Consider the following 18,704-nt stretch of genomic DNA (forward strand, 5'->3'; position numbering starts at 1 on the left):
ACCAGGACCAGAATCTAATTATATTTCAAAAAAAGTGATTTTTTTACCCACAACAGGGATATGAGACCGCCACCGGTTCACGGTAGTTGAAATAGCCGTTCCATTTTGACTCCTGATCGCCGGTATTGATACCTGACTCAGCGAGCGACGCTGAGTTTTCAGCTTTTATTTTGCACTGGTACTCACCCAGAGCTTTCCAGTCTTTTGCTCTGATGATATCACCAAGTGAATCATACTTTGAGAGAGATGCATTTGCAGAGAGATTACTACTCTGGTTCTCCTGCCCTTCTGAAACCTGATCTGATGACGTATTGGTACCAGTGATATTTGAGGTGGAGTTCATAATGGAGGAGAAGGTCAGGTTTGACCTGGGAGACTTCGTACCGATAACAGATGTCTCGTTTGGTATCACACCGGCTGACACCTGATTCAGAGTGACGTTCATGCCGGCAGACTCTGAAAATTCAGAGGTATCACCTGGCGATCCGTTTCCTTGTAGATCTGTCCCATTCAAGGGTGAACCGGCTGATACAAGAACAGCGCCCATACTAATACACACAATTATACAAACAGTAATCAGAGAGTAAACGTTCATCTCATATTCCTCATCGATGCGATTTTTATGAAGTTGCTCATGATTCAATCATCTCAATCAGGTTCTGAATTCCATCAGGAGAGACTGTGAAAAGTTGGACATTGGTGGGAAGTCCAAGGATCTCTATACCTTCAGGATGGGATCTGAGTTCCATTCCTGCAAGTTCTTCTGATGAACAGATCACGGTCTGCTCCGGATGAGTCCCCCGTTCAATGCGACAACTCATCACGATCTGATCACCTGCAGATACAACCATCCTGAGCCGACATGAACCGGGATGTCCGGAGGGGAGTACTACCAGAGGTACATGCCAGGCAACTACCAGTTCCAGCAGGATCCGGGCCTGTCGAAGTTCACCACCTTCTGGAGCCGAGATCACAACAAGATCACCAGTCTTCAGGTACTGACAGTACTCGTCAGAATTTGTCTCGATAAAGAGCGTGAACGGTTCACTAACAGTCCCAATAAGAAGAAAAGATGTTGAAGCCTGAATCAGGAGACCGGCACCTGAAACAGGTACAATCATGAAGATTCTGTAACGTTATCAGAACCACAGGAAGGGCAGATAATGTTCTTTCCAATTCCCTTGAATGTTCCCTGGCAATCCTTACACCTGTAGGTTTTTGCGTTCAGCCTTTCTTCAAGTTCCATGTCCATTGGGCCGCCGACAGAGCACATACTATCTCACCTGACACAGTATTCTCCGTTTGTCCTGATAAATCCTGTCAACCACTGAAGGTTTAGTTTATGTTTCCATGATAAATCCACAATAAAATATTACAACAGGAAAACAACTTTAGCAGACACCCGCCATGGATAAGTAATGGCCTCAGGACATGAACCGACGCTGCAGGATCTATCACATGAATTTCATCTGAATCCGGAACTTGTCTGGACCATCGATCCTGATCGCAACTCCCGGGGAGGGATCACCGAGTATAATCCATGGGACCGGTTTCCTAATAGAAATGGTCTGATGGTTCACGAGTGGGGTGAAGGTCCTTTCTGCAGGTTCAGGATGCCGGGAAGATTCAGGGATCGATCAGGCATCTACATTCTTGTGGCAGGTGGAAAGATCGTGTTCATTGGATGGTGTCAGAACCTTGTCCAGCGGATGAATCAACATTATGGTACCATATCACCGCGAAAATGTTATGAAGGTTCAGAACCTGAGAACTGTCTGGTTAACCACCGTATCCTCGAAGCATCAAAAAAGAACCAGAAAGTTATGATCTACCTCCTTCAGGACGGTGATCCTGACCTGTGCGATCAGCTCATATCCAGTCTTTCACCCGCATGGAATCTTGACCTCTGACAACTCCTGATTCCTTCGCCTTCCTGCCTGGTTCCCTGTAATAAGAAAGTATATCTGCACTGGACAGGTGACATATAAGGCATGAAGATCCGCGGAATAGCGTCGATCATGGCACTGGCGCTCCTGCTTTGTTTCACTGCAGGGGTCTCCGCTGCCGAAAATACCTCAACAACCGAGTTGTTTGAGAAGGGTAACCAGTCCCTGCAACAGGAGAAATACGGAGATGCAATCTCCGCATTCAAACAGGTTGTTGAACTCGATCCTAAGGATGCCACTGCATGGTTCAAACTGGGTGGCTCATATCTGCAGAACGGCAACTTTTCAAACGCCTATGATGCATACCAGAATGCAACCACGGTCAACCCCAACTATGCAGACGCATGGGCAATGATCGGATACACACTTCTGTACGCAATGGTCCCACCAGATGCAGCAGGTGCTCTGACTGCACTAGAAAAGGCACAGTCTTCTCTCAAGGATGATGTGGGAGTCAAGATCAACTACGGTATCGCAAATCTCCTCACCGGAAACAGCGAAGGCGCAGCACAAACATTTGAAGAGATCACCCAGGCTGACCCCAAGAATGAACGTGCCTGGTACTGGCTAGGTATCTCGAAATCTGACAACGCTAAGTTAGAGGAAGGACTCGAAGCATACAGCAAGGCAGTCGAACTAAGACCTGACTATAAAGACGCCTGGTTTGCAAAGGGTGATGTAGAAGGATACCTTGGAAAAGTAAACGACTCTGAGACATCCTTCAACACGCTGCTTGGCATCAAGGGCGATTATGCAGAACCGTTCAAGACCACCACTGCAAATGATGCTGAAGTCTACTACCGGCTTGGAGTTATCCAGTATAACAACGGCAACCTTGAAGAGGCTGCAAAGGATTTTGACAAGGCCGTCGAACTAGACCCCACCAACCACAACGCCTGGTACTACAAAGGACGTATCCAGTTTGATCAGAATGATCTTGCTGGTGCACGAACCTCCCTTGACAAGGCACTATCCCTAAAGAGTCAGTTTGCAAGCGCAGTATACTGGAAGGCACGTGTTGACCTGAAGGACAGGCAGTATGATGTTGCAATTGAAGGACTCAAGAATGCAACCACCATCGACAGCAATCTCACCGATGCATGGTATTATCTTGGAGGAGTTCAGGGAGACACAGGATCTTTCGAGGATGCAGTCGCATCATTCACCAGACTCACTGAAATATCTCCGGAGTTCGCAGATGCCTGGTACTTTAAAGGGCTCGATGAATATCAACTGCTCAAACTCGATGATACAAAGAACTCACTTGAGCGTGCCCTGAACCTCACCTCAGCCACCTTCACACCAGAAATGCAGGCAAATGGCTGGTGGATTCTTGGTATGATCAATACGCAGAACGGAGACTCTGAAGCTGCAGCAACATCATTCAACCAGTCAGTCGCACTCAACGCATCAAACAGTGCAGGCTGGAATGCATACGGTATCTCACTCAATGACCTCAAGAAGTACGATGAGGCACTCAAGGCAGTAGATCAGGCGATCTCGATTGACAAGGATACCTCTGAATACTACTACAACAAGGGAGCCATTCTCAGAAACCTGAACCAGACCGAGGATGCAGTCAAGGCATATGACGAGGCGATCGCAATCGATCCGCAGCCACGTGTCTACATGTCCAAAGGTATGGCTCTGATGAAAATCGGACAGGATGACAAGGCATTAGAGGCATTTGACGCTGGTCTGAAACTCGACGAGTCACTGGCTGTTCTCTGGTACAACAAGGCCGGAGCATTATATAACCTCGGCAAGTACGATGAGGCTATGACAGCAGTAGAAAAAGCCCTTGAACTTGATTCAACCTACGAAGTTGCACAACAGCTCAAAGAGCAGATCACCAGCAAGGCTGGTGGTTCTGCGGACAACACAACTCCATCAGAGAAATTCAATTCCACATCTGATGAAAGTCTGAACATAACACAGTCGGTAGGAGCTACACCGACCCGAGCTCAGTCAGAATTTAATTCCTCATAAAAGAGGAACACAACCAGTTCTCTGAACTAACCTTTTTTCTCTTTTTGTGTCCAACCATAATACACCAGCAGTACACTGTTTTCTCAGCAGAGAAGGCTGAATTACAGAGACCTGCCATTCCCGGCAATCAGCCAGATCGCCGATATCAAAGAACAGGTTCGTTTATGGATGAGCAGGAAAAAGACCTGATAATGCTCCGGGCAGTCGAACATGCCAGACGTTCTGAGTATGAGCAGTCGATCTCATGTATCGATCAGATCCTTGAAGAAGAACAGGATGATCCACTTGCTCTGTTCAACAAGGGGTTCACCCTCCGCATGGCAGGGCGTCAGGAGGAAGCACGAACAGTTTTCAACAGACTTATACAGATCTCACCCCACACGCCAGGGGTGCATCTCCAGCTCGGTATGATCGCGGCCCAGGCCGGTGAACTTACCCGGGCTCTCACGTTATTTACTCAGGCCACCCGGCTTCACCCCTTCTCTTCTGAAGCCTGGTTTGAACTCGGGGTTACGATGTTCGGACTGGGCCGGTTCAGGGAAGCGAAAGAAGCACTGCAGCATGGCTCAGTTTTTGATCCTGAAAATCCTGCAATTTGGGATCAGATAGGTCTCTGCTGCCAGCGGGAAGGTGAACTTAAAGAGGCACTCAGATCCTTTGACCGGGCTCTAGAGATCAGCCCTGAAGATCAGCAGGTACTCTATCATCGAGCCCGGGTTCTTGAGCAGATGGGTGATCGAACCGGGGAGATAGCCTGCTATGATGAACTGATCAGGATCAGTCCGGAGGCCGTATATCCCTGGCTCAAAAAGGGCCTGGCCCTGATGGTAGCCGAAAAGTACGAGCGATCGCTCAGCTGTTTCTCAGTCGCTGCAAAACTCGAGAACCCGGGACATATGCCATTCCTTCTTAAAGGACTGGTCCTGGCGATCCAGGGAGAATTTGAGGAGGCAATTGTGTGTCTCCGTGAGGCACACAGACTTGCACCATCTGAATCTGACATTGCCCTTCATCTAGGGAGGGCACTCGGATCTTCTGACCGGCCGCAGGAAGCGATAGAAGCGTTCAACCAGGTACTTGAGGTGAAACCTGACTCGCTTGAGGCATATGATGGGAAAGTCAGGGCTCTCTTTCAACTCGAAGAGTGGGAAGAGATCTGTAGCATCTGTTCAGAATGTCGCCTCAGGGATCCCAAAAACCATGTGTGGTACCTCTTCGAAGCAAAAGTAAAAGGCTGGCACACTGGTAAGCCTGATGAAGCCATTGCACTACTTGAAAAAGGCAGGTCGATTATCCCCGATGATGACCACCTGGATCTCGCTCATGCAGATCTGGCTGTTGAAACCGGCAGGCAGGATATTGCCTTCACGATCCTGCAGGATGCACTTACCCGTGATTCCGGAAGAGTTTCATGCCTGTATCGTCTTGCCAGACTCTCTGCTGAACGTGGACTCCATGAAGATGCCGCAGGGTTCCTTGAACAGATTCACCAGTTGAGACCAGATGACATCCATATACTCCGCCTTACAGGGGAAGCATACGAAACCCTCGGCGATCCTGAAAAAGCACTTGAGCGGTACACCTCTGCTTTGATAATCAGACCTGATGATGCAGAACTCTGGCTGTCACGTGCGAGGATCCTTCTGGATATTGGTAATGCAGATGATGCACTGATCGCATCACGACAGGCAACATCCCTCACTGAAGACAGGTATGATGCATGGATTATTCAGGGGCGATCAGAGATCGAATGCTCCAGGTTTCATGATGCATCCCGAAGCCTGACCCGGGCAACCGGGATAGAACCTGACAACCCTGAATGCTGGCGTCTGCTTGGTGATGCTTTAGAATCTGACCGGGAGGGACGGGCTGCCTGTATCGCATACGATAAGGCACTTGCACTTGACAATTCTGACCATGCTGCCAGGGAAGGAAAGATCCATGCACTTCTCTTTCTTGGGGAATGGGATGCAGCGATCAGAGAGTATGATACCGCCCTCTCCCTGAAAGGTGATAACTTCTGGGATCTCTACGGAAAGGGAATGGTTCTGATGGATATTGATAGAGAGGATGAGGCACGGATCTGTCTTGAGCGATCTGAAGCGTTCAGTCATCAGGATCCACGGGCATTGTTTGCACTTGGGAATGCCTGGGCTGACCTGACCGAGTTCTCACGTGCCGATGAGTTCTATGCCCTCTCTCTGGAGGCAGATTCTGAAAATGCAGAGGTCTGGAATATGCGGGGTCACACTCTCCGTGATGCAGGAGATCATGTTGAGGCTATACAGTGTTTCGAACGTGCAATGGACCTTGACCCTGAAGACGGAGACTCGTACCTGAGCAGAGAGTCATGTATGAGGATTCTGAAAGGTGAAGAGACGGCGCCTCATATCATTGTGAAAAATCGAGATTCTATTATGAAGGACGTTGAATAGTACAACCAAAGGATCGCAGATATGGATGAGACTCATGCAATATGGATAGAAAAATACCGGCCGCGAAAACTGGCTGATATTGTTGGTCAGCCCGAGATCATCGAGCGGCTGAGATCCTATGTCAGTAAGGGCGAGATGCCACACCTTCTGTTCACAGGAACTGCGGGTGTAGGGAAGACAACCGCTGCTGTTGCCCTGGCACGGGAGTTCTTCGGCGATGACTGGCAGATGAACTTCAGGGAGCTCAATGCGTCAGATGAGCGTGGTATCGATGTGGTGCGTACCCAGATCAAGCAGTTTGCACGAACCTCTCCCTTCGGCAATTCTTCCTTTAAGATCCTCTTCCTCGACGAAGCTGACGCCCTGACCAATGATGCCCAGTCTGCCCTGCGCAGAACGATGGAGACCTACGCCCAGACCTGCAGGTTCATACTCTCCTGTAACTACTCCTCAAAAATAATCGATCCGATACAGAGCAGATGTGCCATCTACCGGTTCCGACCTCTCTCGAAGGCTGCGATCACCGAGATGGTCTCGCGGATCTCTGCGGACCAGAATCTTGAAGTAAGTTCTGAAGTTGTGGACGCGATCTTTTATGTTGCCCAGGGTGATATGCGCAAAGCGATCAACGCATTACAGGGTGCAGCAATCCTGGAGAGGGCGATCGAACCTGTCATGATCTACGCGATTACGGCAACCGCACGGCCGGATGAGATCGAGGACCTTATTCTCCTCTGCCTGTCTGGTAATTTTGAGGGTGCAGGCAGGGTTCTGGATCAGTTACTTCATGACAGGGGGATCTCTCCACAGGAACTCATCGGCCAGCTCTACCGGGCCCTCATTAAACGGGATCTTCCCGAGGGTGTGAAGGTTAAGATGATCGATCACCTGGGAGAGACAGACTTCAGACTCTCGGAAGGTGCATCAAGTGATATACAGATGCAGTCCCTGATCGCAAAGTTTGTGATCTGCGGTAAAGAGATCTGACGATTCATCGTACCGGTACCATATATCTATATGTGGAGGAAAAAACACCACAATAGATAGAAATGGCAGAGTTCCTCATCTTCATGGTTGCTGGCAGGCAATTTGGCATTCCAGTGCCGGTTGCTGATCATGTGGTGAGGATGGTTGAGATCACCGGGGTGTCTGCAGCTCCGGAGGCAGTAGCAGGTATCATCAATTATCATGGGACGATCATCCCTGTCTTCTCTCTCCGTGCCCGGTTTCTGCTTCCTGACAGATCTCCTGATCCTGCTGACCTGCTCATTGTTACATCAACCACCAGGAGAAAGGCAGCCCTGATCGCGGATCAGGTGATCGGAGTATCGGATATTTCTGAAGATTTTATAGACGCCGACTCAGTACTCCCGGGAATGACCGGTGTCCATGGACTGGTAAAGACCGCTGAGGGAATGATTCTGATCACTGACCCGGACCAATTTCTTCTTCCCGATGAAGAAGAAACACTATCGACAGTACTCAACAGGCAGACAGGGGGCAAAGCCTGATGCCTGAAACACTTCCTTCAGATGATCTTCAGAGAGTGTACAGGTTTGTCAACGAGCGGATCGGATTTGCGTACGCACCGGACCGGATGTCAGATCTTGAAAGGGGTTTTTTTACAGCATGCCAGGATCTCGGACTCATTGATCCTGCCTCGTGTATTCAGGCACTCAATGATCCAGCCCGGGCTTCTGCTGTTGAAGAGGCACTCATAAAAAAACTCACGATCGGCGAGACCTACTTCTTCAGGGATAAATTTCTCTTTCAGCAGCTTCGGGATAACCTTCTCCCGAACCTTATCAGAACACGCCGGGTATCAGGAAAATACCTGCGTATCTGGTCTGCCGCGTGTAGTACAGGAGAAGAGCCGTACTCACTCGCTATCCTTATCAGTTACCTGCTCCCTGACATCAATGACTGGGAGGTCACAATCCTTGCGTCAGATATAAATCCCAGTTCCCTCCATGCGGCAGAGAAAGGAATATACTCACGGTGGTCTTTCAGGGAAGAGTCACCAGTTCCGATCGATCGGTATGTCCTCCCCTCCATCGATGGCAGATTCCAGGTTTCAGATCAGATAAGAAGGATGGTCAGGTTCAGCAGGCTGAATCTCATCAATGACCGGTATCCCTCTCCCCTGACCGGTACTATGACGATGGACCTGATCCTCTGCCGTAATGTGCTGATGTACTTCTCATCAGAACTTGCTTCCGGGGTTGTTGACCGGCTTAACTCCGCACTCATTGAGGGAGGATGGCTTGTTGTCAGTCCCCAGGAGATCAGTTATGCACAGCACCCGCACTTCATTCAGGTAAAACGTAGTTCTGTCTTTCTCTTCAGAAAAGGAACTGAGGATGAGAAGAAAGATACTCCCCACACAATCCTAACCCCTCCGGTTACCGGGATTGAAATTGATCAGGACGAGATGCCCGGAGAGGGTATCCCGGATTCTGTCAGAGCAAAATCGCTACATAAAAAGAAGTCTTCAATCCAAGATCTCGGCAGCCCCCTTCAACCCCTGAATCCTGTAGTAATACGATCTCAAAAACTGCAGACCCCACTCGCAAGCAGGAACCCTACGACAGAAGACGTGAACCCTGATCTGTTGATCCAGGCAGGCAGACTGAACGAGGCTGAACTCTTACTTCTGGATGAAGATTCCCCATCCCCAAAGATTATTACAACAATGGGAATGCTGGCAAAGATCTATGCGGATCAGGGTGACCCAGACCATGCACTCGGATGGTGCGACAGAATCCTTTCAGTCGATCCTCTCTATGCCGGAGCGTATCACCTACGTGCAGTGATCCAACAGGATCAGGGCGATCTCCCTGCAGCCATCCAGTCACTCAGGCAGGCACTCTATGCTGAACCAGATTACATTCCTGCACACCTGATGCTCGGGACGGCCCTGCGGTCGCAGGGGAGGCAACCCGAGGCAAGACGACATTTTCAGATTGCACTTGATCTCCTCTCATCTATGACAGATGATGCACCGGTGGATGAGACCGATGGGATGCCGGCAGTCCGTGTCCGTGAGATGGTCCGGACACTACTTGCAGGGGTGACACCCTGATGAATGAAAATACCGACTCCGACCCTGTCTCTTCAGGTGAAATCGTCTCCACTCTTTCTGCCGCAGAGATCCTGGTGCAGAGGGCACGTGAACTTGCAGCTCCGATCAGTGAGGAGCGTGAAGACGAATCCGGGGTTGAAGTACTGGAGTTCCTCCTCTCAGGCGAGCACTATGCAATAGGTATGGAGCATATCAGGGAGGTTGCCCTACTGAAAGAGATCACGTATCTTCCGGGAGCTCCCCCGTTCATCCTTGGCATCATCAGCCTTCATGGATCAATACTCTCGATCATTGATCTCAGAACAGTCCTCGGCATGCCTCCCAAGGGACTGACTGACTTTAACCGCATCATCGTCCTATCAGGAGATGAGATGACATTCGGAGTACTGGCAGATGCAATCGTAAGAACCAGGATGATACATACAGATCAGGTAAGCAGGCCGCCTCCCACGATCAGCGGACCCGGAGCAGTATATCTGACAGGGGTTCTACCTGGACCCCTGATGATCATAGATGCTAACGTCCTGCTCTCTGACCCCGCGATGGTGGTAGGAGATGAATGAACACCGATGACTGAAAAAATTCGGAAAAATCTGTGAATTTCTATGAAATTGTTTGATAACACCCGGATAGGGTATAAACTGGTCGGAGGATTTCTGGCAGTCTGCCTGATAATGGTTGCCATTGCAATCTTCGGAGTTGTAAACATGCAGGACATCGCCAAAAATAACGATATCATGTATGAGCAGGCTCTTCTGCCAGTTCATACATTGGATCAGGTCGATGTCCAGATAGGAACCATCAGGACAAATATACTCAGATACACTCTTTTCCCAGAAGAACGGGCTGCACTGAAAGAGAACCTTTCAAGTTCATTTACACTTCTGGAGACCACCATCAATAGTTACAAAGCAAATTACACAGACCCCACAAATAGTGCAGATATCGACAGATTATCAGGACTCATTAAGGATCTGAATCAGTCCTACCAGCCAGCAATCCAGGCCGCTGATGCCGGGAAGCAGAGTGAGGCAGTACAGACTTTCTCTTCATCAGGGAGACCGGTTATGATTCGCAACGAGATCCTTAGTATCATCGATGCCAGGATCGACAATTCAGTCAGAGAGGCAGATAACATCAGGATGAGCAGCAACGCGACTGCCACTTTTTCGGCAATTGTGTTCATCATCGTCACTCTTTTCGTAGCAGTTGGTTCACTCGGATTCGGACTTTACCTCTCCCGGAGCATTACCACACCACTCGAAGAAGCAGTCTCTGTTGCAGAACAGATCGGCAGGGGAACCTGTTCTGCACGGGTCTCATTCAGACGTGAAGATGAGATCGGAACACTGGGAAGTGCACTAAACCGGATGGGAGAGTCCATCACTGCTATGATCACCGACACCCGGACTCTCACTAGGACGGCTCTGAACGGCGAACTTTCTGTCCGGGCAGACCCTGCCCAGCATGAAGGAGATTTCAGGGTTATAATATCAGAATTCAATGCCACCCTCGATGCAGTCATAGGACCGCTCAACATCGCAGCCGAGTACGTAGACAGGATAGCCAAAGGAGATATGCCCCCAATCATCACCGAATCATATAACGGGGACTTCAATGAACTCAAAAACAACCTGAATACCTGCGTCACTGCCATCAATCTTCTGATAGAAGACTCCCGCATGCAGAGCGAGGCAGCCATCAGGGGAGAACTCAGCATCAGGGCAGATGCATCAAAACACCGGGGAGACTTTAGAAAGATCGTAGAAGGTGTGAATGCCACCCTTGATGCTGTAATAGGACCGCTCAATGTCACGGCCGAGTACATAGACCGGATTGCCAAAGGTGAGATCCCATCATTGATAACCGACCCATACAGCGGTGACTTCAATGAACTCAAGAATAACCTGAACACATGTATCGAGGCGATCAATCTTCTTATAGACGATATCGGCTCCCTAAACGACATGGCAGTGCGGGGAGAACTTCTGGCACGGGCTGATCCCGGACGTCATACAGGTGATTACCGGAAGATAGTGGAGGGAATGAACTCAACACTTGATGCGGTTGTCGAGCCTCTCCACGAAGCGATGCGTGTCTCCCAGGAGTTTGCATCAGGTAACTTCAGTGCCAGGATGAACGAGACTCTTGATGTGAAGGGAGACTTCGTTGAGTTCAAAAACGCACTCAATGAGATCGGAATCGAGCTCTCACGCATGATGAAGATGATCAATGAGGAACTCTTTGAATCAGTCAACGTCCTCTCGGCAGCTTCAAGTGAGATCCTCTCGGTCACTGCAGAACTCTCATCAGGTACCGCTCAGACAGCAACTTCAGTCAACGAGACCTCAGCCACCGTTGAGGAGGTCAGAAAGACCACCGAGATTACCAATGCAAAGGCAAGAAACGTATCAGATAAGTCTGTTGCAGTGAGTCAGGTTGCCCAGGCAGGTCAGGAGTCGGTAGACGAGATCCTTGCAGGCATGACCCACATCCAGCAGCAGATGGAATCAATTGCAGGAAGCGTTGTCAAACTCAGTGAACAGAGCCAGGCCATCGGCGAGATCATCGCGACAGTGACTGACATTGCAGAACAGTCCAATCTCCTCGCCGTGAATGCATCGATAGAAGCAGCAAAGGCAGGAGATTACGGACGGGGATTTGGGGTTGTCGCACAGGAAATCAAGAGTCTTGCCGAGCAGTCAAAACTTGCAACCACCCACATCAGAACTATACTCACAGATATCCAGCGAGGGATCAGCTCGACTGTGATCTCTACCGAACAGGGAACCAAGACTGTGGCAACCGGTCTGAAACTGAGTAGTGAGGCACGAGATGCTATCGCAGCCCTTGCACAAAATGTCAATGAGGCAGCAAAAGCTGCAATCCAGATCACGGCCTCAAGCCAGGAGCAGGTCGTCGGAATGGATCAGATCTCCTCAGCCATGGAGAGCATCAGGATGGCTGCGCAGAACAACCTCGAAGTGACCAGACAGGTTGAGAAGACTGCCAAGGATCTCCATGACCTTGGGATTACCCTGAAGCAGATCACCGAGCGGTTCAAACTCTGATGAGGCTGGCATGGCTCTGAACGGGGACGAGTTTCTGGCCCAGCTGCTTGAGACATTCCGGGGAGAGGCTCAGGAGCACCTGGAAGCCATAGCTTCAGGTCTGCTTTTGCTAGAACAGAGCGGAACCCCTCGCGATGAGTATGATCGGGTTATAGAACAGGTCTTCAGGGAGACTCACAGTCTGAAAGGTGCTGCCAGGGCGGTCGGGCTCAGGGAGATCGAGACCCTCTGCCAGCAGCAGGAGAGTGTCTTCTCTGCGGTGAAGAAAGGAAGTCTCACTCTCTCGCCAGACTCGTTCGATCTTTTTCATGAGGTCATTCATGCAGTTGAGCAACTGCTGGCCCAGGAGAAAGGAGTCAAGACCGCTGATCTGATCAAAAAGTTGAAAGGTATTTCAGCAGGTACTTCGACAGAACCAGCACCTGCCCGGCCGATCTCTTCCCCCGGGATATCAGGACAGGAATATCCAAAATCCCATACCCTTTCTCCCGAAAAACCCGCTGAACCATTCAGAACAGATCATCAGTCAGGGCAGTCCGGAGAGAAAACTCCTGCGATCCCCCATGCCACTATTCGTCCGATCGAACCAACACAGGTGAGACCTGCCACAGAACTTGAGCAGAAGATACCTGTATCTGAAAAGGCCCAGCCATCCGGGGGGCTAAGGGTAGGTCCTACTATCAAGATCTCATCAGATCGCCTTGAAACACTCTTTGCAAGGGCAGATGATCTGATGGGTGCACGCCTGGCAGTCAGCCAGCGCTCAACTTCCATCCGTGATCTGCTTCAGAGTTTTCTTGCATGGAGATGGGCATGGACACAGATCACAACCGATATCGAGCATCTGCGTACCGATGCTGAAGCGTCAGGATTTCAGTTAGCAGAATCCGAACACATCGCTGAATTTCTGGATTATAATCATGGGTTCATCCAGAATCTTGAGAAGGAACTGACCTCAATATCCAGGGCAGCGGCACGAGATCATTATCTCCTTGATACCGCAACCACAGAACTTATCGATGAGATAAAACAGGTCATCCTTGTACCAGCCTCTTCAATCCTTGAGATGTACCCCCGTGCGGCACGCGACCTGGCACGGGAACACGGGAAGAATGTTGATGTCACCATTTCTGGTGCTGATATAGAGATCGACCGGAGAATACTCGAAGAACTCAAAGACCCGATCCTCCATATCATCAGGAACAGCATTGATCACGGGATCGAATCGCCGGATGCAAGAAGAGAAAAGGGAAAACCGGACCGGGGAGAGATCAGGATTACGGTCTCCCACCTCCGGGGTCACCAGGCTGAGATCCGCATCTCTGACGACGGAGGAGGACTTGAGCAAAAGACCATTCTCTCGACTGCCATCTCCAGGGGGATCATCACAAAGGAAGAGGCAGATGATCTCCTCCCTGATCAGATCAACCGACTGATCTTCAGATCAGGCCTTTCTACAAGCAGAACTGTCTCAACTGTATCAGGCCGCGGACTCGGCCTGGCTATTGTGCTTGAAAAAACAGAACAGATCGGTGGCAATGTCAGGGTTGAGTCAGGGCCTGGCGGGACATCATTCGTGCTGACCTTGCCGCTGTCACTCGCTACCTTCAGGGGAATCGGAGTTACAACAAGCCGTCATCAGTACTTTCTTCCACTCCGCTCAATTGAACGGGCTATGCGAATTGTGTCTGATGATCTGAAGACAATCGAGAACAGGACAGTAGTGGAGACCGGTGATGAACCTTTGGCGGTGGTAAGCCTGGCCCAGATACTCGGACTTCCAGATTCAGGGATCTCTAAAGAAAAACCACTCCACCTGATGGTCACATCCGCAGCCGGAGTCAGGTTCGGCCTACTTGTTGATGAGGTGACAGGAGCACAGGAGATCGTAGTAAAGAATCTCGGCCCTCAGTTGAAACGTATCAGGCATATCAGTGGCGCTTCCATAACCGGTGACGGAGTCGTTATTCCGGTCATCAACTGCGAAGACCTGGCTGCTACAATTATGGGTATGCCACATCTGCCCCAGCCACCCCTGATACAGGAGGAACAAACCGGGCAGCGGAGCATCCTGGTGACAGAGGATTCAATAACATCTCGTATGCTTCTTAAAAATATCCTGGAAGGGGCGGGATACCTTGTCGAGACAGCGGTTGACGGAGTTGATGCACTCATCAAATTAAAACAAAAGCCGGTTGATCTCGTTGTCTCTGATGTGGACATGCCACGGATGAATGGGTTTGTCCTTACCGAGAAGATCAAGGCTGATCCTGCATTTGCAGAGATCCCGGTTATTCTCGTCACGTCACTCGACTCCAGAGAAGACCGTGAGCACGGGATCACGGTCGGGGCTACAGCGTACTTAGTTAAAAGCAGTTTTGATCAAAGTAACCTGCTTGAAGTGATCAGCAGACATATCCTGTAGAAGCATCCCCATGATTCACGTCCTTGTTGTTGATGACTCGAAGGTCTCACGCGATCTTCTTTCTGGTATTCTCGAATCAGAACCCGACATATCAGTGATCGGAACAGCTTCTAATGGCACAGAAGCAGTCAGACTTGCAAAGATCCTGACTCCCGATATCATAACGATGGACATCAACATGCCGGGAATGGACGGGTTTGAGGCTGCCAGGCAGATCATGGAGGAGTCGCCGGTCCCGATCATTATCATAAGCGGTGTTGATAATCTCGCCGAGATAGCAGCCTCATTCAGGGTCATGGAAGCCGGTGCACTGGCGATCCTCCCAAAACCTCCACATCCGACAAGTCAGGAGTTCCCTGTTAAATCTCAGGAGATCATCAACGCGATCAGAACATATGTTGAGATCAAGGTGATCAGGAGAGCCAGAACTCATCGCCAGAAACACAATATCCCAGACCTTACAATAATTCCGAAGGGCGTTCCCCCGAGGTTGATCGCTATCGGTGCCTCTACCGGTGGCCCGCCGGTGATCCAGACGATACTGCGCCTGCTGGATCCAAAGTTTCCTCTGCCTCTGGTTCTGGTTCAGCATATGTCACCGGGATTCATCCATGGATTTGCAGAATGGCTCTCCGAATCAACAGGGTTCAGAGTGAAAGTTCCAGAGGAGAATGAGAAACTTCTCCCTGGAGTCTTATACGTGGCGCCTGACAATATCCAGACAGGGGTGTCAAGCGATCTGCGAATTCTCCAGGCAGATGCTCCGCCTGAACATAATCTCCGCCCTTCAGTCTCATACCTGTTCAGATCTGTTGCAGGAAACATCGGACCTGCAGCAGTGGGAGTGCTTCTGACAGGTATGGGAACAGATGGATCACAGGAACTGCTTGGGATGAGAAAGAGAGGTGCAATAACCCTTATTCAGGATCGCGCCAGTTCTATAGTGTACGGAATGCCGGGAGAGGCCATGCGGATCGGTGCTGCATCGCTTGTCCTCTCTCCTGAAGAGATCGCACAGGAACTCCGAGTACTGGCCGGATAGCGGTGAGAAGAGATGAACGATACAAGGAGATATATTCTGATTGCAGAGGACAGCAGAACTCAGGCTGATATGCTCTGCTATCTGCTCAACCAGGCTGGGTACGAGACCGGTGTTGTTGAGAGCGGAACCGCTGCCCTCGTTGCAGTCAGACAGCGGATGCCTGATCTGATCCTTACCGATATCGTAATGCCAGGGATGGACGGGTACGAACTCTGCTCGGCCATACGTTCTGATCCTGCCATTTCCCACCTGCCAGTGATCCTCGTCACACAACTCTACGACCCTGAGGACGTGATTCGGGGCATCAGCTGCGGAGCCAACAACTTTATCATAAAGCCATATGACTCAACCGGCCTACTTGCCGGTATCGATGCGGTTCTTCATCCGCGGAAGACTCCTGCAGATGAGAACGGTAGTATCAACATACAGTACAAAGGGAATCAGTACACAGTAAGATCTGACAGGAATGACATCCTGAATATTCTTCTCTCGATCTACGGAACAGCGGTCACCAAGAATGTGGAACTTGAACAGGCGACAGACCGGATGAATGTGCTGACCGGCAGCCTTGAAGAACTTGTCGTTGACCGGACAATGGCACTGCAACGAACAACTGACACAGTTGAACATCTGCTCATGCAGAAGAACGAACTTATCACCAAGATCGGGCATGATCTAAAGACTCCGCTCACTCCCCTGGTTGCACTTTTACCCCACGTTCTGAAGCATGAACAGGACTCAGAACTGAAAGAGATCCTGGATGTTCTTGTCAATGATGTGAATGTACTGAAAGGGCTGGTTGAACAGATTCTCAAACTCTCCCATCTCAACCAGGAATCGTTCTCCATGGAAACGACTGATATCTCACTCAGCCGTGTTGTTCACGAAGTGATAGACGGGTATGCCTTCTCTATAAAACAGTTTAATCTCCTTGTTCACAATCACATCCCATCCGAATGTATCGCTCACATCTCTCCGTTTCATGTCACAACCATCTTTGACAACCTGATCTCCAATGCCATCAAGTACAATATCAGGGGGGGAACCATTACCTGCAGGGTCTTTGATGAAGGCGAATTCTGGGCGGTTACAATCGCAGATACCGGGATCGGACTGACACAGGATGAGGCAAACAGGGTATTTGAGGAGTTTTACAAGGCTGATCCCTCACGACATGATCACTCATCACATGGTCTCGGTCTCTCGATTGTCCAGCGTATTGTCATGTTTTATGGTGGAAGTATTACGGTTTCAAGCCCTGGAAAAGGCATGGGAACGACATTTCAGGTTCGTCTTCCCAAGACGGTGATTCAGTAAATGGAGAAACACTGATGGAATCCATCCCTCACTCAGATGTCTCTATCCTCATCGTTGAAGATAGCAAAACACAGGCAACAATGCTCCAGCACCTGCTTGAGTCTGCCGGATACCTGGCCCTTGTTGCAAATAACGGTGAGGAAGCACTACAGATCCTTGCCGGGCAACGCCCCTCGCTCATCCTGACCGACATCGTGATGCCAGGGATGAGCGGATACGACCTATGTCTTGCGATAAAGAGTGATCCAAGAACATCATCCATCCCGGTAATTCTGGTGACCCAGCTTTATGATCCCCAGGATGTTATTCAGGGTCTTGAATGCGGCGCTGACAATTTTATCATCAAGCCGTACGAAAATCAGTATCTTCTCTCCCGCATCGAGATCATCATCGCAAACCGGTTCCTTCAGCAGAGCGAGACGATGAACATCGGTATCGAGGTGTACTTTGCAGGGAAACGTCATTTTATAACATCCAACCGTCTTCAGATTCTCAACATACTTCTCTCAACCTACGAGATAGCAATTCAGAAGAACAACGAACTGGCAGAGACCAAGGACAGGCTTGCTGCACAGATCGAGCAGTTGAGCGAGACCAATGATACGCTTCAGAAAGCCAATGATGATCTGAGTTATGAGATCACCGAGCGAAAACGAATTGAGGGTGCACTCTCACAGGCAAATTCCAAGCTCAACCTCCTCTCCTCTATCACACGGCATGACATGAAGAATATCCTCATGGCGATTCGGGGGTATCACGACCTTTCGATAATAGGTAATCCTGATCCAGCGTTTAAAACGTATCTTGACAAGGAGACGGATCTCTTTGCCAAACTTGCTAACCAGATCGAGTTCACAAAACTCTATGAAGAACTCGGGACCTATGGAGCTGTCTGGACTCCCCTCAGCATGGTGAAGGGTATCGTCTTTCCTAAGTCACAGGCAATCGATCTTACCATCACCCCGGAAGCTCTCAAATATGAGATCTTTGCAGATCCGCTGATCGAGAAGGTATTCTACAACCTCTTTGAAAATTCAGTCAGGCATGGCGGCGGTGTAACCTGCATAAGCCTCTCTGCAGAGCCTGATGGAGACAACCTGCGAGTGTGTGTAAACGATAATGGGTCAGGAGTTACTGACGAAGAGAAAGAACAGATATTCATGCGGGGGTATGGAAAAAACACAGGGCTTGGCCTCTTTCTGGTACGTGAGATCCTCTCGATCACTGATATATCAATAACCGAGATCGGCAGAGAAGGAGAGGGTGCATGCTTTGAACTGATAATCCCCACCGATGCGTTCCGCATAATCCCTGCCTGATTATCTTACAGACCGCTCTTTTGGCTGTTTCATAGCAATGAACAACTATCATCCATGCAAGCGAATAGTATAGGACCC

The 18,704-nt window shown here is 49.8% G+C and carries 15 protein-coding genes; 12 read left to right on the forward strand and 3 right to left on the reverse strand.

What is annotated here, in order from left to right:
• Window positions 1-43 precede the first annotated feature (43 nt).
• The 3 genes from ACHZA2_RS17935 to ACHZA2_RS17945 are packed head-to-tail and all read right to left on the reverse strand — an operon-like array spanning window position 44 to window position 1,246.
• Window positions 44-595 (reverse strand): hypothetical protein, encoded by a 552-nt coding sequence (locus tag ACHZA2_RS17935; protein WP_394698628.1) that lies wholly within the window; start codon window positions 593-595, stop codon window positions 44-46.
• A gap of 37 nt (window positions 596-632) precedes the next feature.
• Complete coding sequence (locus tag ACHZA2_RS17940) at window positions 633-1,121, reverse strand: alpha/beta hydrolase (RefSeq protein WP_319580855.1); 489 nt, start codon at window positions 1,119-1,121, stop codon at window positions 633-635.
• Complete coding sequence (locus ACHZA2_RS17945) at window positions 1,118-1,246, reverse strand: hypothetical protein (protein ID WP_319580856.1); 129 nt, start codon at window positions 1,244-1,246, stop codon at window positions 1,118-1,120. The genes ACHZA2_RS17940 and ACHZA2_RS17945 overlap by 4 nt, the downstream gene beginning before the upstream one ends.
• Window positions 1,247-1,418: 172 nt before the next feature.
• On the opposite strand from ACHZA2_RS17945, the gene ACHZA2_RS17950 reads away from it, so the two are divergent.
• From ACHZA2_RS17950 to ACHZA2_RS18005, 12 genes are all read left to right on the forward strand, one after another.
• The gene (locus ACHZA2_RS17950) at window positions 1,419-1,910 is read left to right on the forward strand and encodes a hypothetical protein (protein ID WP_319580857.1); all 492 of its coding nucleotides are present in this window, start codon (window positions 1,419-1,421) and stop codon (window positions 1,908-1,910) included.
• A gap of 81 nt (window positions 1,911-1,991) precedes the next feature.
• On the forward strand, window positions 1,992-3,935 hold the full coding sequence (locus ACHZA2_RS17955) for a tetratricopeptide repeat protein (RefSeq protein ID WP_319580858.1): 1,944 nt from the start codon (window positions 1,992-1,994) through the stop codon (window positions 3,933-3,935).
• Window positions 3,936-4,099: 164 nt separating this feature from the next.
• Window positions 4,100-6,370: a tetratricopeptide repeat protein gene (locus ACHZA2_RS17960; RefSeq protein ID WP_319580859.1), complete on the forward strand. Its 2,271-nt coding sequence runs from the start codon at window positions 4,100-4,102 to the stop codon at window positions 6,368-6,370.
• Between the two features lie 21 nt (window positions 6,371-6,391).
• On the forward strand, window positions 6,392-7,357 hold the full coding sequence (locus tag ACHZA2_RS17965) for a replication factor C small subunit (RefSeq protein ID WP_319580860.1): 966 nt from the start codon (window positions 6,392-6,394) through the stop codon (window positions 7,355-7,357).
• A gap of 62 nt (window positions 7,358-7,419) precedes the next feature.
• A complete protein-coding gene (locus ACHZA2_RS17970) occupies window positions 7,420-7,881 on the forward strand; it encodes a chemotaxis protein CheW (RefSeq protein WP_319580861.1) in 462 nt (153 codons plus the stop codon).
• Window positions 7,881-9,452, forward strand: coding sequence for a CheR family methyltransferase (locus ACHZA2_RS17975; protein WP_319580862.1), 1,572 nt, complete (start codon window positions 7,881-7,883; stop codon window positions 9,450-9,452). The genes ACHZA2_RS17970 and ACHZA2_RS17975 overlap by 1 nt, the downstream gene beginning before the upstream one ends.
• Window positions 9,452-10,015: a chemotaxis protein CheW gene (locus ACHZA2_RS17980; RefSeq protein ID WP_319580863.1), complete on the forward strand. Its 564-nt coding sequence runs from the start codon at window positions 9,452-9,454 to the stop codon at window positions 10,013-10,015. Before ACHZA2_RS17975 ends, ACHZA2_RS17980 begins: the two co-directional genes overlap by 1 nt.
• Window positions 10,016-10,057: 42 nt before the next feature.
• The gene (locus ACHZA2_RS17985; protein ID WP_319580864.1) at window positions 10,058-12,523 is read left to right on the forward strand and encodes a methyl-accepting chemotaxis protein; all 2,466 of its coding nucleotides are present in this window, start codon (window positions 10,058-10,060) and stop codon (window positions 12,521-12,523) included.
• A gap of 10 nt (window positions 12,524-12,533) precedes the next feature.
• Window positions 12,534-14,948 carry a response regulator gene (locus ACHZA2_RS17990; RefSeq protein ID WP_319580865.1) on the forward strand — a complete coding sequence of 805 codons (2,415 nt, stop codon included), beginning with the start codon at window positions 12,534-12,536 and terminating at the stop codon, window positions 14,946-14,948.
• A gap of 10 nt (window positions 14,949-14,958) precedes the next feature.
• Window positions 14,959-15,990, forward strand: coding sequence for a chemotaxis-specific protein-glutamate methyltransferase CheB (cheB, locus tag ACHZA2_RS17995; protein WP_319580866.1), 1,032 nt, complete (start codon window positions 14,959-14,961; stop codon window positions 15,988-15,990).
• Window positions 15,991-16,002: 12 nt separating this feature from the next.
• A complete protein-coding gene (locus ACHZA2_RS18000; protein WP_319580867.1) occupies window positions 16,003-17,307 on the forward strand; it encodes a hybrid sensor histidine kinase/response regulator in 1,305 nt (434 codons plus the stop codon).
• A gap of 14 nt (window positions 17,308-17,321) precedes the next feature.
• Window positions 17,322-18,626, forward strand: coding sequence for a response regulator (locus ACHZA2_RS18005; protein WP_319580868.1), 1,305 nt, complete (start codon window positions 17,322-17,324; stop codon window positions 18,624-18,626).
• Window positions 18,627-18,704: the final 78 nt, after the last annotated feature.

The organism is uncultured Methanospirillum sp., from assembly GCF_963668415.2.
Classification (GTDB): domain Archaea; phylum Halobacteriota; class Methanomicrobia; order Methanomicrobiales; family Methanospirillaceae; genus Methanospirillum.

What these genes read in the sequence shown, in the direction of transcription:
- ACHZA2_RS17975 (WP_319580862.1), top strand. Translation starts at nt 7,881, where the DNA reads ATGCCTGAAACACTTCCTTCAGATGATCTTCAGAGAGTGTACAGGTTT.
- ACHZA2_RS17990 (WP_319580865.1), top strand. Translation starts at nt 12,534, where the DNA reads ATGGCTCTGAACGGGGACGAGTTTCTGGCCCAGCTGCTTGAGACATTC.
- ACHZA2_RS17980 (WP_319580863.1), top strand. Translation starts at nt 9,452, where the DNA reads ATGAATGAAAATACCGACTCCGACCCTGTCTCTTCAGGTGAAATCGTC.
- ACHZA2_RS17965 (WP_319580860.1), top strand. Translation starts at nt 6,392, where the DNA reads ATGGATGAGACTCATGCAATATGGATAGAAAAATACCGGCCGCGAAAA.
- ACHZA2_RS17935 (WP_394698628.1), bottom strand. Translation starts at nt 595, where the DNA reads ATGAACGTTTACTCTCTGATTACTGTTTGTATAATTGTGTGTATTAGT.
- ACHZA2_RS17960 (WP_319580859.1), top strand. Translation starts at nt 4,100, where the DNA reads ATGGATGAGCAGGAAAAAGACCTGATAATGCTCCGGGCAGTCGAACAT.
- ACHZA2_RS17985 (WP_319580864.1), top strand. Translation starts at nt 10,058, where the DNA reads ATGAAATTGTTTGATAACACCCGGATAGGGTATAAACTGGTCGGAGGA.
- ACHZA2_RS17950 (WP_319580857.1), top strand. Translation starts at nt 1,419, where the DNA reads ATGGCCTCAGGACATGAACCGACGCTGCAGGATCTATCACATGAATTT.
- ACHZA2_RS17945 (WP_319580856.1), bottom strand. Translation starts at nt 1,246, where the DNA reads ATGGAACTTGAAGAAAGGCTGAACGCAAAAACCTACAGGTGTAAGGAT.
- ACHZA2_RS18005 (WP_319580868.1), top strand. Translation starts at nt 17,322, where the DNA reads ATGGAATCCATCCCTCACTCAGATGTCTCTATCCTCATCGTTGAAGAT.
- ACHZA2_RS17940 (WP_319580855.1), bottom strand. Translation starts at nt 1,121, where the DNA reads ATGATTGTACCTGTTTCAGGTGCCGGTCTCCTGATTCAGGCTTCAACA.
- ACHZA2_RS17955 (WP_319580858.1), top strand. Translation starts at nt 1,992, where the DNA reads ATGAAGATCCGCGGAATAGCGTCGATCATGGCACTGGCGCTCCTGCTT.
- ACHZA2_RS18000 (WP_319580867.1), top strand. Translation starts at nt 16,003, where the DNA reads ATGAACGATACAAGGAGATATATTCTGATTGCAGAGGACAGCAGAACT.
- ACHZA2_RS17970 (WP_319580861.1), top strand. Translation starts at nt 7,420, where the DNA reads ATGGCAGAGTTCCTCATCTTCATGGTTGCTGGCAGGCAATTTGGCATT.
- cheB (WP_319580866.1), top strand. Translation starts at nt 14,959, where the DNA reads ATGATTCACGTCCTTGTTGTTGATGACTCGAAGGTCTCACGCGATCTT.